The sequence below is a fragment of the Streptomyces sp. NPDC048516 genome (assembly GCF_043199875.1).
Lineage (GTDB): Bacteria > Actinomycetota > Actinomycetes > Streptomycetales > Streptomycetaceae > Streptomyces.
Map to the genome: position 1 here is coordinate 514,662 of NZ_JBICWS010000002.1, position 16,777 is coordinate 531,438.

The following is a 16,777-nucleotide window of genomic DNA, read 5'->3' on the forward strand; positions in this document are numbered from 1 at the left end:
CCGCGGACCTCACCCCCCACCCGGCCCCCGCCTCCGGGGCGGAGGCCGACTCCGCGGAAGCCGACGCACTTCCCTCGATCCGCTTTAGGAGCACGACATATGAACGTCCAGCCGACCACACGCCACGCGGACCGGGGGGTCGCACGATGAGGGTGCTGCTCATCGGCGCCAACGGCTACCTGGGCCGTTATGTCGCCGACCGCCTGCTCGCCGACCCCGCCGTCCAGCTCACCGCCCTCGGGCGGGGCGACGACGCCGACGTCCGCTTCGACCTGGCCACCGGCAGCCCCGGTGCGCTCACCCGTTTCCTCGACGCGGTCCACCCCGGTGTCGTCGTCAACTGCGCGGGGGCCACCCGTGGCGGGGCCCGCGAGCTGACCCGGCACAACACCGTCGCGGTCGCCACCATCTGTGAATCGCTGCGCCGCAGCAGCTGTGGCGCCCGGCTCGTCCACCTGGGCTGCGCGTCCGAGTACGGGCCTTCGCAGCCCGGCTCCTCCACCGCCGAGGACGCGGTGCCGCGCCCCGGGGGGCCGTACGGCGTCAGCAAACTCGCCGCCACCGAACTGGTACTGGGCTCCGGCCTCGACGCCGTCGTGCTGCGGATCTTCTCGCCGGTCGGCCCCGGCACCCCGGCCGGCTCACCGCTGGGCCGGCTCGCCGAGGCGATGCGCCGCGCCATGCAGTCCGGCGACAACGAGCTCAAGCTCGGCGGGCTCGGCGTACAGCGGGACTTCGTCGATGTCCGCGATGTCGCGCGGGCGGTGCACGCCGCCTCGCTGTCCGCCGCGCAGGGCGTCGTCAACATCGGGACCGGCCGGGCCGTACGGCTGCGCGAGGCCGCGTCCGTGCTCGCCCGGGTCGCCGGGTTCGGCGGCGCGCTGCACGAGATCGACTCCCCGCCGGCCCGGCTGGTCATCCCCGGCCCGTCCCCCGAGCACCCGGTCGGCTCGCCGCCCGCCACCTACCCCTACCCGGACGGTTGCGGCACTTGGCAGCAGGCGGATGTCCGCACCGCCCGCGACCGGCTCGGCTGGCGTCCGCGGATCGGGCTGGAGGAGTCTCTGGCCGACATCTGGATGGAGGCCGCCTGCCGTATCTGACCGGCCGCCGGGGCGGCGGCCGTTCCTCCCGGAGACGCCTGGGCGTCACTGCCCGGTTACTGGGACGGATTCGTCTCGCGCATCGGAACAGGTGTCTCGGAATGAAGAAGGGCGTGGCAGTGTTGCGGGGAGAGCAAGCTCCCCCACTCTCGGCTCCGCTCGGGCGGGGGGAACCCCATCTAGACCGACCAACGGAGTTCCCGTGTCGCTGCCACCCCTGGTCGAGCCCGCTTCCGAGCTCACCGTCGATGAGGTCCGCAGGTACTCCCGCCACCTGATCATCCCCGATGTCGGGATGGACGGGCAGAAGCGGCTGAAGAACGCCAAGGTGCTGTGTGTCGGCGCCGGTGGCCTGGGCTCGCCCGCGCTGATGTATCTGGCCGCGGCCGGCGTGGGCACGCTCGGCATCGTGGAGTTCGACGAGGTCGACGAGTCGAACCTGCAGCGCCAGATCATCCACAGCCAGGCGGACATCGGCCGCTCCAAGGCGGAGTCCGCGAAGGACACCGTCCTGGGCATCAACCCGTACGTCACGGTCAACCTGCACCAAGAGCGCCTTGACTCCACCAACGTCATGGATCTCTTCGCCCAGTACGACCTGATCGTGGACGGCACCGACAACTTCGCCACCCGCTACCTGGTCAACGACGCCTGCGTGCTGCTGAACAAGCCGTACGTCTGGGGCTCGATCTACCGCTTCGACGGCCAGGCGTCGGTGTTCTGGAGCGAGCACGGCCCCTGCTACCGCTGCCTGTACCCGGAGCCCCCGCCGCCGGGCATGGTGCCCTCCTGCGCCGAGGGCGGCGTCCTCGGCGTGCTGTGCGCCTCCATCGGCTCGATCCAGGTCAACGAGGCCATCAAGCTGCTCGCCGGCATCGGCGACCCGCTCGTCGGCCGGCTGATGATCTACGACGCCCTGGAGATGACCTACCGCCAGGTCAAGGTCCGCAAGGACCCCGACTGCGCCATCTGCGGTGAGAACCCGACCGTCACCGAGCTCATCGACTACGAGGCCTTCTGCGGCGTCGTGTCCGAGGAGGCCCAGGAGGCGGCGGCCGGCTCGACGATCACTCCCAAGCAGCTCAAGGAGTGGATCGACGGCGACGAGAAGATCGAGATCATCGACGTCCGCGAGCCGAACGAGTTCGAGATCGTCTCGATCCCCGGCGCCAAGCTGATCCCCAAGAACGAGTTCCTGATGGGCACCGCCCTCCAGGACCTGCCGCAGGACCGGAAGATCGTTCTGCACTGCAAGACGGGTGTCCGCTCCGCCGAGGTCCTGGCCGTACTGAAGTCCGCGGGCTTCGCCGACGCCGTGCACGTCGGCGGCGGCGTCATCGGCTGGGTCAACACCGTCGAGCCGGAGAAGCCGGTCTACTAGACCCACCGGCTGCACCGGGGCCTGCACCGAGGCCCGTGAGTCCAGCGCAAAGGCGCCGGTCCGTACCGCACGGACCGGCGCCTTTGCGTGGTGCGCCGCGCGTGCACAGCCGGGGATTCCCGGCCGGCACGGCGGCGGCTTCCGCTCAGATCTCGCCCTTGTGGGTGAGGTAGTTGAAGGCCACCCAGCCCGGCAGCACCGGCAGCCAGAAGACCATCAGGCGGAACAGCAGCACCGCAGGGAACGACGTATCGGCGGCGAGTCCGGAGACCGTCAGCGCACCGATCAGCGCGCCCTCGACGGCGCCCACACCGCCCGGCGTCGGCGCGGCCGAGCCCAGCGCGTTACCGGCCAGGAAGGCCACCGCGATGCTCGCGTAGCTGATCGTGTCGCCGCCGCCGAACGCCCGGATCGAGGCGTCCAGGCACATCACGTTCGCCGCCGTCAGAAGCAGCATCCCGCCGATGCCGGTGACCAGCTTCCCGGGCCGCTGCAGGATGTCCAGCATCCGCGGGACCACCCCCGCGAACAGCGACCGCACCCGGGTCGAGACGAACTTCCGCAGCGCCGGCACCGCCGTGACGATCAGGACCAGTACGGCCACGGTCAGCAGTCCGGCGATGACCGTACGGGACGGCGAGATCGTCGGGGTCTGCTCCTGGGTGCCGGTCAGGTAGCCGAAGACCAGCAGAAGCAGTACGTGGCTGCCCAGACCGAACAGCTGGGACGCGCCGACGCTCGCCACAGCCAGCCCGGGCCGGACCCCGGCGCGCTGCAGGAAGCGGGTGTTGAGCGCCACTCCGCCGATCGCGGCGGGCGCCACCAGCTTCACGAAGTTGCCCGCGATCTGCGCGATCACCGTCCGGACGAACGACACCCGCTCGGTGACGAACCCCAGCAGGCTCATCGCCGCCGCGATATACGTCAGCCCGGAGAAGAGCATCGCGACCAGCACCCACTCCCAGCGGGCCTTGTTGACCATGTCGCCGAGGTTGAAGTTGGTGAGCTGGGACAGCAGGAGGTACACGGCGAAGGCGCCGGCGATCCAGGTGATCAGGATGCGCGGGCTGAGCCGTTCCAGCTTCGCGGGTTCGATCACCGCCGTCGGACGGATCAGCAGCACCTGCCGGCGGATCTGGGCGAGCAGGTCCTCCTCGCGGGCCTCCTCCGAGGCGTCGTCCAGGGCCCGCTTCTCGGCGGTCTTCTCCGCATGCCGCTCGGCCCGCATCGTCTTGCGGTCCTTGGGGCCCTCCGCCTCTCGTGCCTCCCGGGCCTCCTTGGCGGCCTGCGACGCCTCCAGCACCGCCTCGCGCTCCCGCTTGGCGCGCTCGCGGGCGAGCTGACGCAGCGTCGCGCGGGTGGTGCGGCTCAGCGCGATCGGCTGCAGCAGCGGCAGGCTGTCGGCGACCGCGTCCGGGCCCAGCACCTCGACGGCCGCGGCCACCGCGCGCTCGGCACCGACCCGCAGACCGCAGGTGGCCAGCAACTGGGCGATGTCCATCCGCAGCACGAGATCACCGGCCGCGATCTCGCCGCCGCGCAGCTCGGTCAGGACGATGGTGCCGGAACGATCCATCAGCAGCGCGTCCCCGACCAGCCGCCGGTGCGCGATCCGCCGGGACTGCAGCGCCTCGACCTGCCGCCACGCGCTGTGCATCAGCGCGTCGGTGATCTCCTCGTCGGCCAGCGAGTCGAAGGTGCGGCCGCCGATGTGCTCGTAGACCAGCATCACCGCGTCCGGGCCGAGCTCGGAGGTGGCGATCAGCTTGGGGGCGTGGGCGCCGGCCGCGATGGCCGCATACGCCAGCAGCGCCTCCTGCTCCAGCGCCTGGCGCAGCGACTGCAGACTGCGGCGCTGGTTGATGCCGCGCAGCGAGAGCCGGCGCCACACGCGGTAGAAGAAGCCGTGCGCCTGCTGCTCGCGGTCGACGACGGTGACATCGATCGGCGGCCCGTCCTCCAGCGTGACGAGGTAGCGGCGGCCGCGGTCGGGGTGGTCGGAGTGGTCGGTGGTGCCGGCGTCCTCCGCACGCAGCGCGGAGACCGGGTGGAAGCCGACCCGGCGCAGTCCCGCGAGGAGGTTCTGGCCGGTGGGCCGGACATTGGGGGAGCCGACCGCGTAGAGGGTGCCGTAGGCGACGGTCCAGCCGATCAGCACGGTCGTGATGATCGCGAACGGCGTGGTGTACCGCCCGACCAGCACCGCGAACGCGTCCAGCAGCAGCACGCACCACATCGCGACCCGCCAGCGCGGCCGCCGGGACATGCCCACCGCCGTCATATAGGCGATCACCGGTGCCAGGTAGCTGTGCACCGGAGCGGAGAGCGAACCGTTCTCCAGAGGCTGGGTCAGCGCGTCCCGGATGGAGACCGGCGCGGCATCGGCCACCCACAGATCGGCGGCCAGCGACACCCCGTGGGCGAGGACGGCGGCCAGCACCCCGTCCGCGATGCGCAGCCCGTCGCGCTTGATCAGCCGCTCCACGGCGAACGCCACCGGCACGATCAGCACCGCGACGCTGGAGGTCAGCCCCGCCAGGTTGATCAGCAGCGGGGGCGCCGCCTTCGCGCCGGTGCCGATGTCCCGCGCCAGGCCCTGGGTGGTGCCGTGGGCGAAGGTGGCGAGCCCCAGGACGAGGGCGATCCCGGCGATGCCGAGCAGGAGGCGCAGCAGGTCGGCGGGGCGGTGCACCCGGGCGGGCAGCAGCGGTTCGTCGCCGGAGACCCGGTCGACGTGGAACTCGCCGTACTCGTCGGAGCTCAGGTCGGAACGGTGCGAGCCCGTGTGGGGCTTGTCCGCAGCCGTGGGGGGAGCCGTGCGGGGCTTGACCCGGGGCGTGCCGGGCTCCGGCTCCTCGCGCTGCTCGCGCGCGGCCTGTCCGTCCTGTCCCTGCTCGGACTCCTCGCCGTTCCGCTCCTTGCTGTTCCGCTCCTCCTCGTGCCGCTCGGTTGGCTCGGGCTCCTTGGGCTCTTCCGGCCTCTCGGCCCCGGGTCGTTCGGCCTTCTCGATCGTGCTCGCCTTTTCGGTAGCGGAAGCCGTGCCCGGCCTCCGTTGGTGCGTCCCCTGTGGCGCCGCCTGCTGCCGTTCCGGCCGCTCGGTCGGTGCGGCCGGTCCGGGCGCGGTGCCTGCGGCGTCGACGGCCAGTGCCTCAGGGGTGCCCGCCTCCCGTGGAGGCGCCGCACCCTGCTGCTCGGCTGTCTCTTCTTGATCTCGTATCACCAGTCACCGTCCGGAAGATGGTGGCACGGCCCACCGGTGGAGGGGGGCATCAGGGTGCATTTCGGGGGTGCGGGAAGCGGAACGCCCTCCCGCTACCGGGGCAGTCGCGCCTTGCCGCCGACCTCCCGAAGGCGCCGGACCGTGTGTCCGATCCCATTGTCGGTGCCGTGGGGCAGGATGGACCGAATGAGTGGGACCGGAGATGAAGCGGCGGGTGAATTCCCCGCAAACCCGGAAGATCCGGAGTACCCGGAGTACGCGGAACGGGTCCTGGCGGTTGCCGAGCTGATCCCGGCGGGCCGGGTGATGACGTACGGCGACGTCGCGGAGTGGCTCAAGGACGAGGAACAGCCCGAAGGGCTTTCGGCGGAGGACGGTGGCGGGCGACGGGCGGGCGGTCCGCGGCAGGTGGGGCGGGTGATGGCGCTCTACGGCGCCGCCGTGCCCTGGTGGCGGGTGGTGCGCGCGGACGGCCGGCTGCTGCCCGGCAGCGAACTGCGCGCGCTGGGGCACTACCGCGACGAGGGCACGCCCTTGCGTACGGCCCCGCACGCCGCCGAGGACCACATACCGCGGCTCGACATGCGGCGGGCCCGCTGGGACGGGGGCCAGGACGGAGACGCGGACGGCGGCGCGGAGGGTGTTGCGGACGGCGGCGCGGCTCCCTAGCGCCGGCCGCATCGCGCGACGGGCCGTGGCAGGCACTGCGGCCCGGGCGCGGCCTGGCGTAGCGTCGGGCACTGCCGTCACGACGACGGCTCCGCCGCGCGCCGCGCAGCCGGACCACCCCTGACCGGCGGCCCGCGGCGCCGCGCACCACGCACGCACCACGACCAGCACCTCCTCAGGACCGGCGATCCACGTGAGTTCCTCCTTCTCGGCCTTCCCGGCCATCCCGCCGGCGCAGCCCCACCGGGTGGCGCCGCGGGGTGCCGCAGGCACGTACCGGCTGGTGCGCACCCCGCCGGGGCGGGTGGCTCCTCCTGCGTTGGACGCAGACCAGCGCGCCGTGGTTGACCACCGGCACGGGCCGCTGCTGGTGCTGGCCGGACCGGGCACCGGAAAGACCACGACACTGGTGGAGTCGGTGGCCCGCCGGGTGCGGGCCGGCGGCGACCCCGAGCGGATCCTCGTCCTGACCTTCAGCCGCAAGGCCGCCGTCGAACTCCGCGACCGGCTCGCGGCCCGGCTGACGGATCTGGAGAGCCCGCCCGGCGGCCCGCCCGCCACGGGCGGTGGACCACGGGCGGGCATCCCGCAGGCGACGACCTTCCACTCCTTCTGCTACGCCCTGGTCCGCGCCCACCAGGACGCCGACCTCTTCGCCGACCCGATGCGGCTGCTGTCCGGACCCGAGCAGGATCTCGTGGTCCGCGAGCTCCTGGCCGGACAGGCGGAACTGGCCGGCGCCGGCCGTGCCCCGGTGAACTGGCCGGATGAGCTGCGGGCCTGCCTGACCACCCGCGGCTTCGCCGACGAGGTCCGTGCGGTGCTCGCCCGCAGCCGCGAACTGGGCCTGGGGCCGGACGCCCTCGGCGCCTTCGCCCGGCGCACCGGCCGCCCCGACTGGAGCGCCGCGGCCGGCTTCCTCGCCGAATACCTCGACGTCCTGGATGCCCAGGGCGTACTGGACTACGCCGAGCTGGTGCACCGCGCGGTGCTGCTCGCCGAACGCACCGATGTCGCGGCGCACCTGGCCGCCTCCTATGACGCGGTCTACGTCGACGAGTACCAGGACACCGACGTCGCCCAGGTACGGCTGCTGCGCGCCCTCGCCGGCAACCACGGAGCAACGGGGGCGCCGGGCTCCCCGGGACGCACCCTCGTCGCCTTCGGCGACCCCGACCAGTCGATTTACGCCTTCCGGGGCGCCGACGTCAACGGCATCCTCGACTTCCCCGAGACCTTCCGCCGCGGGGACGGTACCCCCGCCCCGGTGGCCGTGCTCGGCACCTCCCGGCGCTCCGGCGCGGCCCTGCTCACGGCCACCCGGCTGCTGACCCGCCGGATGCCGCTCACCCGCCTCCCGGCCCGGACGGTACGGGCCCACCGCGAGCCGGTGCCCGTACGGGACGGCGGCCGCGTCGAGGTGTACACGTACCCGACACCCGGCAGCGAACTCGACAACATCGCCGACATCCTGCGCCGCGCCCACCTGGAAGACGGCGTGCCCTGGCGCGAGATGGCCGTCCTCGTACGCGCCGGGGGGCGCTCGCTCCCCGCGGTACGCCGTGCGCTCACCTCGGCCGGGGTACCCCTCGACATCGACGGCGACGATCTGCCGCTGCGCCACGAACCCGCGGTCGCCCCCCTGCTGACGGCACTACGGGCGGCGGCACGGGCTGCGCTGGGGCAGGATCCGCCGAAGGCCGGGTCGGGCGGGGCCGGGTCGGGCGGGGCCGGGACGGAGGGGGACCGCCCGGGCGGGGTCGGCCCGGGCGGTCCTGGCGAGGCCGGGTCTGCCGCGGGCGCCCTCGGCGGGGCCGCTTCCGGAGACGTCCCCTCCGGTACGGCCGCCCCCGATGACGCTGCCGATGACGCCCCGCCCGCCGCGGCCGTCCCCGGAGAGACCACCCGCCCCGCCCTCGACGCCGAAACAGCCCTCGACCTGCTGACCTCTCCCCTGGGCGGCATGGACTCCGCCGATCTGCGACGGCTGGGCCGCGCTCTGCGCGAGGAGGAACGGGCCGCCGGACAGGCACTGCCGCGGCCCTCCGACGAGCTGATCGCCCAGGCGCTCGCCGAACCGCAGCGCCTGGTGGCGCACGACCCCGCCTACGCCCGCGGTGCCCAGCGGCTCGGGCTGCTGCTGCGCAAGGCCCGCGAACTGCTGGCCGGCGGCGGCACCGCCGAACAGGCGCTGTGGGAGCTGTGGGACGGCACCCCCTGGCCGCAGCGCCTGGAGCGGGCCGCCCACCGCGGCGGTGCCGCCGGGCGCAACGCCGACCGGGATCTGGACGCCGTCGTCGCCCTCTTCGAGAGGGCCGCCCGCGCCGAGGAGCGCACCGGCGGCCGCGGCGCGCTCAACTTCCTGGAAGAACTCGACGCCCAGGACATCGCCGCCGACACCCTCACCCGGCGCGCGGTGCGCCCCGACGCCGTACGGCTGATGACCGCACACCGTGCCAAGGGCCTGGAGTGGCGGCTCGTCGTCGTCGCCGGCGTCCAGGAAGGCCTCTGGCCCGACCTGCGCCGCCGCGGTTCGCTCCTGGAAGCCGACCGGATCGGCCGCGACGGCCTGGCCGAACCGCTCACCCCGGGCGCGCTGCTCGCCGAGGAACGACGGCTGTTCTACGTCGCCGCCACCCGCGCCCGCGAACGCCTGGTCGTCACCGCGGTGAAGGCCGCTGCCGACGACGGCGACCAGCCCTCCCGTTTCCTGACCGAGCTGGGCGTCACCCCCCAGGACGTCACCGGCCGCCCGCGCCGCCCCCTTTCGGTGGCCGCGCTCGTCGCCGAACTGCGCGCCACCACCGTCGACCCGGACGCCACCCCCGCGCTGCGCGAGGCCGCCGCCCAGCGGCTCGCGAAACTGGCCGCCCTGCACGACGACGATCACCACCCCCTGGTGCCGGCCGCCCACCCGGACAACTGGTGGGGCCTGTACGAACCCACCCACAGCACCGTCCCGCTGCGCGACCGCGACCGTCCGGTGGTCCTCTCCGGCAGCGCCCTCGACCAGCTCGCCCACACCTGCTCCCTCCAGTGGTTCCTGGGCCGCGAGGTCAAGGCGGACACCCCCGCCACCGCCGCCCAGGGCTTCGGCAACGTGGTGCATGCGCTCGCCGACGAGGTCGCCTCCGGCCGCACCCCCGCCGATCTGTCCGTCCTGATGGAGCGCCTGGACTCCGTATGGGACTCCCTCGCTTTCGACGCCCCCTGGAAGTCACGCCAGGAAAAGGAGTCCGCCCGGGCCGCCCTGGAGCGCTTCCTGCGCTGGCACGTCATGGAACGCGAGACCCGTGGACGGGACACCGCCGCCACCGAGCACGGCTTCGACCTCACCCTCCGGGCCGGCGCCTACGAGGTCCGCATCCGCGGCAGCATGGACCACGTCTCCCGGGACGCGCAGGGCCGGGCGTATGTCGTCGACTTCAAGACCGGCAAGCAGAAGCCGACCGGCCCCGAGGTCGCCCGCCACCCGCAGCTCGCCGTCTACCAGCTCGCGGTGCGCGAGGGCGCGGTCGACGATGCCTTCGACGGCCGCACGCCGCAGCTGGGCGGCGCGGAACTGGTGCACCTGCGGCTGGGCGCGGCCCAGAAGGAAGGCGGCGACGCGCTGCCCGCCGTACAGGCGCAGCAGCCGCTGGAGGCGGGCGCTTCCTCGGCGGACGAAGGGGCCTCGGCGGACGAGGGGGCCCTCCCGGCGGAGGCCGGGGGTGAGTGGGTCGGCGAACTGCTCGCCACCGCGGCGGGCCGCGTACTGGAGGAGCGGTTCACCCCGACCACCGGCACGCACTGCACCCACTGCACGTTCCGGGCGTCGTGCAGCGCACAGCCGGAGGGGCGGCACGTCGTCGAGTGAGTCCGGGCCCGTCCCTCCCGTGGCGGGGAGAGGTGAAGGCCGGCGGGGGTGCACCTGAACGATCACGTGCACCCCCAACCGTGTGCACCCCCAAGAAGGTGCTTCCACCCACTCACGGGAGGGGCCGCGTCGCAGGACGAAGTCCGCAGGAGCGGCACCGCACCCGACAACCCACGCCCGCCGCAGGCGAGACAAAGGGAACCCCCCGGCGGGACGGCCGACAACGTGGGACGACAGCCCAGCGCGGCCGATTGTCAGTGGCGCCCGTTACGGTTTGCGCTGTGTCAGCCCGCCTCACCGACCCCGAGCAGCTCAAGCAGCTCCTCGGCATCCCGTTCACGCCGGAGCAGACGGAGTGCATCACCGCCCCGCCCGCCCCGCAGGTCATCGTGGCCGGAGCCGGCTCGGGCAAGACCACGGTGATGGCCGCGCGCGTGGTGTGGCTGGTCGGCACCGGCCAGGTCGCCCCCGACCAGGTCCTCGGGCTGACGTTCACGAACAAGGCGGCCGGCGAGCTCGCCGAACGCGTCAGGACCGCGCTCCTCGCCGCCGGTGTCACCGACCCCGACGCGCTCCCGGCCGATGCCGGCGCCACCGCCACCGGCCGGCCCGGCGAGCAGCCCGACGGGCAGCCCGACGGGCAGCCCACCGGAGAGCCGCGGATCTCCACCTACCACGCCTTCGCCGGCCAGCTCCTCAAGGACCACGGCCTGCGCATCGGCCTGGAGCCCAGCGCCCGGCTCCTCGCCGACGCCACCCGCTTCCAGCTCGCCGCCCGCACGCTCCGTGCCGCCCCCGGCCCCTACCCCGCCCTCACCACCTCCCTGCCCTCCCTCGTGGAGGACCTGCTCGCCCTGGACGCCGAGCTCGCCGAACACCTCGTGGACCCCGCCGCGCTCCGCACGTACGACACCGAGCTCCTGGCCGCCCTCGACGGCGTGAAACTCACCAACGCCGACCTGCGCAAGGCCCCCGAAACCGCCCGCGGCCGCCTGGAACTGCTCGACCTCGTCACCGCCTACCGGGCCGAGAAGCGCCGCCGCGACCTCCTCGACTTCGGCGACCAGATCGCCCACTGCGCGACCCTCGCCACCACCCGCCCCGAAGTCGGCCGGATCCTGCGCGACGAATTCCGCGTCGTCCTGCTCGACGAGTACCAGGACACCTCCGTCGCCCAGCGACTGCTGCTGTCCGGCCTCTTCGGTGCAGGGGCCGGCTCCGGGGCCGACACCGGCCCCGGCGCCGGTACCCCCACCGGGCATGCCGTCACCGCCGTCGGCGACCCCTGCCAGGCCATCTACGGCTGGCGCGGCGCCTCCGTGGCCAACCTCGACGACTTCCCCGTCCACTTCCCCTTCCAGGACGGCACCCCCGCCCGCCGGTACGCCCTCAGCGAGAACCGCCGCAGCGGCGGCCGCCTCCTCGACCTCGCCAACGGCCTCGCCGCACCACTGCGCGGTATGCACGCGGGCGTCGAAGCGCTGCGCCCCGCCCCCGGCGCCGAGCGCGACGGCACCGTCCGCTGCGCCCTGCTGCCCACCCACGCCGAAGAGCTCACCTGGCTCGCCGACTCCCTCGCCCACCTCGTCCGCACCGGCACCCCGCCCGGCGAGATCGCCGTGCTGTGCCGCACCGCCGGTGATTTCGCCCGCATCCAGGGCGAACTGGTCGCCCGGGACCTCCCCGTGGAGGTCGTCGGCCTCTCCGGACTGCTGCACCTGCCCGAGATCGCCGACCTCGTCGCCGTCTGCGAAGTGCTCCAGGACCCCACGGCCAACGCCGCCCTGGTCCGCCTGCTGATCGGCCCGCGCTGGCGGATCGGCCCCCGCGACCTGGCGCTCCTGGGCCGCCGTGCCCGCACCCTCGTCCACCGCACCGCCCCGTCCGACGACCCCGGCCAGCGCCTCGCCGAGGCCGTCGAAGGCGTCGACCCGGCCGAGACCATCTCGCTCGCCGACGCCCTCGACACCTTCCTGGAGGCCGAAGGACCCGACGACGGGCTCCCCTTCTCTCCCGAGGCCCGGGTGCGCTTCGCCTACCTGGCCACCGAACTGCGCGACCTGCGCCGTTCCCTCGGCGACCCCCTCATGGACGTGCTCCACCGGGTGCTCGCCGCCACCGGCCTGGAAGTCGAGCTGTCCGCTTCACCGCACGCCCTCGCCGCCCGCCGCCGTGAAACCCTCGGCGCCTTCCTCGACATCGCGGCCGGATTCGCGGCCAAACAGGGCGGCGAATCCCTCGACGGCGACGCCACCCTGCTCGCCTTCCTCGGCTTTCTGCGCACCGCCGTCCAGCACGAAAAGGGCCTGGACAGCTCCCTCCCCGGCGGCGAGAACACCATCAAGGTCCTCACCGCCCACAAGTCCAAGGGCCTGGAATGGGACGTGGTCGCCGTACCCGGCCTGGTCGCCAAGCAGTTCCCCAGCGAACAGGCCCGTGAGTCCTGGACCAGCCGGTCCAAGGTCCTCCCGCACGCCCTGCGCGGCGACGCCGCCACCCTCCCCGACGTCGGGGAATGGGCCGCCCGCGGCCTGAAATCCTTCAAGGAGGCGATGAAGCAGCACCAGGAGACCGAGGAACTGCGCCTCGGCTACGTCACCTTCACCCGCCCCCGCTCCCTGCTGCTCGGCTCCGGTCACTGGTGGGGCCCCCAGCAGAAGCGGCCGCGCGGTCCCTCCGCCTTCCTGGAGGCGCTGCGCGAGCACTGCGAGGCGGGACACGGCGAGATCGAACACTGGGCCGCGGCCCCCGAGGACGGCGAGGAGAACCCCGCCCTCGCCGAGTCCGCCACGGAACAGGCCTGGCCGCTGCCCCTCGACCCCACCGCCACGGCCCGCCGCCGTGCCGCCGCGGCCACGGTCCGCGCCCACCTGGAGCGCCGTACGGGGGAAGGGCCCGCCGCCTTTGCCGCCGCCCCGCCGTCCCTGTCCACCCACGACCCCGACTGGCCGCCGCCACCTGCCGATGACGACTGGGACGCCGATCCGTTCGACGTGCCGGACGCCGATCCGTTCGACGTGCCGGAGGCCGACCCGTTCGACGAGGCCGGCTACGGGCCGTCGGATGACGCTCCGCCCTACGACGTGCCCGGCCCGCACCCCTTCGGCGACGACGCACCGCCCTCCGCCCGCCCGGGCGCCGCCCCCGCCGACGTTGCCCCGCCGCACGACACCGCCGAGACCGGCCCGGCCCCGCTCCGTGCCCACATCGGTGCCCAGCGCTCCACCGAGCCCGACCTCACGGCGCCCACCGGCCCCGGCACCGCCCACCCCGGCGACACCGCGCCGCACACCCTCCTCCCCGAGGAGCGGCGCACCGTCGGATCCTGGGACCGCGATCTGGACGCCCTCGCCGCCGAGCTGCGCCGCTCCCGCGCCACCGTCCGCGACGTCCCGCTGCCCTCCGCACTCAGCGCCACCCAGCTGCTCCGCCTCGCCGCCGACCCTGACGGCTTCGCCCGCGAACTCGCCCGCCCCATGCCGCGCCCGCCGCGGCCCGGCGCCCGCCGGGGCACCCGCTTCCATGCCTGGGTCGAATCCCGCTTCGAAGAGCTGACGCTGCCCCTGCTCGGCCCCGACGAGCTGCCCGGCGCCGAAGCGGGCGAGGAAGCCGCAATCATCGACGAACACGACCTCGAAGCCCTCAAGGAAGCCTTCGCCCGCACCCCCTACGCCCACCGCACCCCCTTCCGCGTCGAAGCCCCCTTCCAGCTCACCCTCGCGGGGCGGGTCATCCGCGGCCGGATCGACGCCGTCTACAAGGAGTCCGGCCCCGACGGCGACCGCTTCGAGATCGTCGACTGGAAAACCGGCCGCGCCCACAGCGCCGACCCCCTCCAGCTGGCCGTCTACCGCCTCGCCTGGGCCGAGCGGTACGGCCTGGAGCCGTCCGCCGTCGGCGCCGCCTTCCTCTACGTCCGCAGCGGCGAGGTGGTCCGGCCCGCCCGGCTGCCGGGCCGCGCCGGACTCGAACGCATCCTGCTCGGCGAGACCGCCGACCGGCCTCCCCCACAAGGCCGATAGGCTCGGGCGTATGAGCACAACCCCGGACAGCGCCGTCCGCGCGTACATCACCCTGCACCGCGAAGCGTTCCTCGCGGACCTCGCCGACTGGCTGCGCATCCCCTCCGTGTCCGCCGACCCCGAGCGCGCCGGCGATGTGCGCCGCAGCGCCGAATGGCTCGCCGCGAAGCTCTCCGGCACCGGCTTTCCCACCACCGAGATCTGGGAGACCGACGGCCTGCCCGCGGTCTTCGCCGAGTGGCCCTCGGGGGACCCGTCCGCGCCGACCGTGCTCGTCTACGGCCACCACGACGTACAGCCCGCCGCCCGCGAGGACGGCTGGCACACCGACCCCTTCGCGCCCCAGACCATCGACGGCAAGCTCTACGCTCGCGGCGCCGCCGACGACAAGGGCCAGGTCTTCTTCCACACCCTGGGCGTGCGCGCGCACCTCGCCGCGACCGGCCGCACCGCCCCCGCCGTCAATCTCAAGCTGCTCGTCGAGGGCGAGGAGGAGTCCGGCTCACCGAACTTCCCGGCCCTGATCGAGAAGCACGCCGACCGCCTCGGCTGCGACGCGGTGATCGTCTCCGACACCGGCATGTGGTCAAGGGACACCCCCACGGTGTGCACCGGCATGCGTGGCCTGACGGACTGCCAGATCGACCTCTACGGCCCCGACCAGGACCTTCACTCCGGCTCGTTCGGCGGCGCCGTCCCCAATCCCGCCACCGAGGCCGCCCGGCTGGCCGCCGCGCTGCACGACGCCGACCGCCGGGTCGCCGTCCCCGGCTTCTACGACGGCGTGATCGAGCTCACCGACCGCGAGCGGGAGCTCTTCGCCGAGCTGCCCTTCGACGAGGAGGAGTGGCTGCGCACCGCGCACTCCCACGCCCCTCTCGGCGAGGCCGGCAGCACCACCCTGGAACGCATCTGGGCCCGCCCCACCGCCGAGGTCAACGGCATCGGCGGCGGCTACCAGGGCCCCGGTGGCAAGACGATCGTGCCGTCCACCGCACAGCTCAAGCTGTCGTTCCGGCTGGTCGCGGGCCAGAGCGCGGCCGCCGTGCAGCAATCCGTACGCGACTGGGTCGCCGCACGCCTCCCCGCCGGCATCCGCCACGAGATCACCTTCTGGGGCGCCACCCGCCCCTGCCTCACCCCGCTCGACCACCCCGCCCTCCAGTCCCTCGTCCGCGCCATGGGCCGGGCCTTCGAAGACAAGATCCGCTTCACCCGCGAGGGCGGCTCCGGGCCGGCGGCCGACCTCCAGGACGTCCTCGGCGTCCCGGTGCTCTTCCTCGGCATCTCCGTGCCGTCCGACGGCTGGCACGCACCGAACGAAAAGGTCGAGCTCGACCTGCTGATGAAGGGCGTCGAGACCGCCGCCCTCCTGTGGGACGACCTGGCAAAGACCTGGCGCCCGGCCTGACCGCGCACCCCCGCACCGCTCCGCGCCCGTACGCAGCAATCACCCACGCCACAGGGGGAGTTGGAAACAGTAGTGACCACCTGGACCGATCACACCGCCGGCCGGCCGCTCACCTTCAGCGCGCCGAGCGGAATTGACCGCTCCGCCCATCACCGGCTCGACGAGGCATGGCTGGCGGCGGCCTGGAGCCACCCGACGACGCGCGTCTTCGTGGTGTCCGGCGGACAGGCGCTGATCGACGACACCCCTGACGGCCGCACCGAGCTGATCATGACGCCGTCCTTCGAGGCGCCGCTGACCGAGGCCCACCGCTACTACCTCGGCACCGACGACGAGGGCGTCAGCTACTTCGCCCTCCAGAAGGACTCGCTGCCCGGCCGCATGGACCAGTCCGCGCGCCCGGCGGGCCTGCGCGAGGCCGGCCTGCTGCTGTCGCCCCGCGACGCGGGCCTCCTGGTGCACGCCGTCGCCCTCGAGAACTGGCAGCGCCTGCACCGCTTCTGCTCACGCTGCGGCGAGCGCACCGTCATCGCCGCGGCGGGCCACATCCGCCGCTGCCCGGCGTGCGGCGCCGAGCACTACCCGCGCACCGACCCGGCCGTGATCATGCTCGTCACCGACGAGGAGGACCGCGCCCTCCTGGGCCGGCAGGTCCACTGGCCCGAGGGCCGCTTCTCCACCCTCGCCGGCTTCGTCGAGCCGGGTGAGTCCATCGAGCAGTCCGTGGCCCGCGAGGTCTTCGAGGAGGCCGGCGTCGTCGTCGGCGATGTCGAATACATCGCCAGCCAGCCCTGGCCCTTCCCCTCCAGCCTGATGCTGGGCTTCATGGCGCGCGCCACGTCGTCCGAGATCCAGGTCGACGGTGAGGAGATCGAAGAGGCCCGCTGGTTCTCCCGCGAGGACCTGCGCGCCGCCTTCGACTCCGGCGAGGTCCTTCCGCCCTACGGCATCTCCATCGCCGCCCGCCTCATCGAGCTCTGGTACGGCAAGCCCCTGCCCAAGCCGTGAACACCGGACGGTGAGGGCCGGGGGAGCAGCCGCACGGCGGTGCGCACCCCGGGTGCCGTCGGGGCAGCAGACGGTAGGGCGGCACGCAGGCGGCACTGAGCGGACAG

8 protein-coding genes are annotated in these 16,777 nt (G+C 73.7%); 7 read left to right on the forward strand and 1 reads right to left on the reverse strand.

Going from position 1 to position 16,777, the window contains the following annotated elements; all coding sequences use genetic code 11:
• The first annotated feature begins 146 nt into the window (after positions 1 to 146).
• Together ACGFR7_RS06175 and moeZ are read left to right on the forward strand one after the other, a co-directional pair.
• Positions 147 to 1,103, forward strand: a complete 957-nt coding sequence (locus ACGFR7_RS06175; RefSeq protein WP_328384736.1) for an NAD-dependent epimerase/dehydratase family protein — start codon at positions 147 to 149, stop codon at positions 1,101 to 1,103.
• Between the two features lie 202 nt (positions 1,104 to 1,305).
• Positions 1,306 to 2,484, forward strand: a complete 1,179-nt coding sequence (gene moeZ, locus ACGFR7_RS06180) for an adenylyltransferase/sulfurtransferase MoeZ (RefSeq protein WP_393313643.1) — start codon at positions 1,306 to 1,308, stop codon at positions 2,482 to 2,484.
• A gap of 145 nt (positions 2,485 to 2,629) precedes the next feature.
• On the opposite strand, the gene ACGFR7_RS06185 is transcribed toward moeZ, so the two are convergent.
• Positions 2,630 to 5,704, reverse strand: a complete 3,075-nt coding sequence (locus tag ACGFR7_RS06185) for a lysylphosphatidylglycerol synthase domain-containing protein (RefSeq protein ID WP_393313646.1) — start codon at positions 5,702 to 5,704, stop codon at positions 2,630 to 2,632.
• Between the two features lie 186 nt (positions 5,705 to 5,890).
• Here ACGFR7_RS06185 and ACGFR7_RS06190 point away from each other — a divergent pair, with 186 nt between their 5' ends.
• The 5 genes from ACGFR7_RS06190 (at position 5,891) to nudC (ending at position 16,670) form a co-directional block, all read left to right on the forward strand.
• Positions 5,891 to 6,373, forward strand: a complete 483-nt coding sequence (locus tag ACGFR7_RS06190; protein ID WP_393313649.1) for an MGMT family protein — start codon at positions 5,891 to 5,893, stop codon at positions 6,371 to 6,373.
• Between the two features lie 247 nt (positions 6,374 to 6,620).
• A complete protein-coding gene (locus ACGFR7_RS06195; RefSeq protein WP_393314224.1) occupies positions 6,621 to 10,229 on the forward strand; it encodes an ATP-dependent helicase in 3,609 nt (1,202 codons plus the stop codon).
• 281 nt (positions 10,230 to 10,510) lie between these two features.
• The gene (locus ACGFR7_RS06200) at positions 10,511 to 14,251 is read left to right on the forward strand and encodes a UvrD-helicase domain-containing protein (protein WP_393313652.1); all 3,741 of its coding nucleotides are present in this window, start codon (positions 10,511 to 10,513) and stop codon (positions 14,249 to 14,251) included.
• 10 nt (positions 14,252 to 14,261) lie between these two features.
• Positions 14,262 to 15,662, forward strand: coding sequence for a dipeptidase (locus tag ACGFR7_RS06205; protein ID WP_393313655.1), 1,401 nt, complete (start codon positions 14,262 to 14,264; stop codon positions 15,660 to 15,662).
• A 72-nt stretch (positions 15,663 to 15,734) separates the two neighbouring features.
• On the forward strand, positions 15,735 to 16,670 hold the full coding sequence (gene nudC / locus ACGFR7_RS06210; protein WP_336051200.1) for an NAD(+) diphosphatase: 936 nt from the start codon (positions 15,735 to 15,737) through the stop codon (positions 16,668 to 16,670).
• Positions 16,671 to 16,777 lie beyond the last annotated feature (107 nt).

Bases quoted from the DNA above. Each gene is read 5' to 3' on its own strand.
- ACGFR7_RS06175 (WP_328384736.1), top strand. From the start codon at position 147: ATGAGGGTGCTGCTCATCGGCGCCAACGGCTACCTGGGCCGTTATGTC.
- ACGFR7_RS06190 (WP_393313649.1), top strand. From the start codon at position 5,891: ATGAGTGGGACCGGAGATGAAGCGGCGGGTGAATTCCCCGCAAACCCG.
- ACGFR7_RS06205 (WP_393313655.1), top strand. From the start codon at position 14,262: ATGAGCACAACCCCGGACAGCGCCGTCCGCGCGTACATCACCCTGCAC.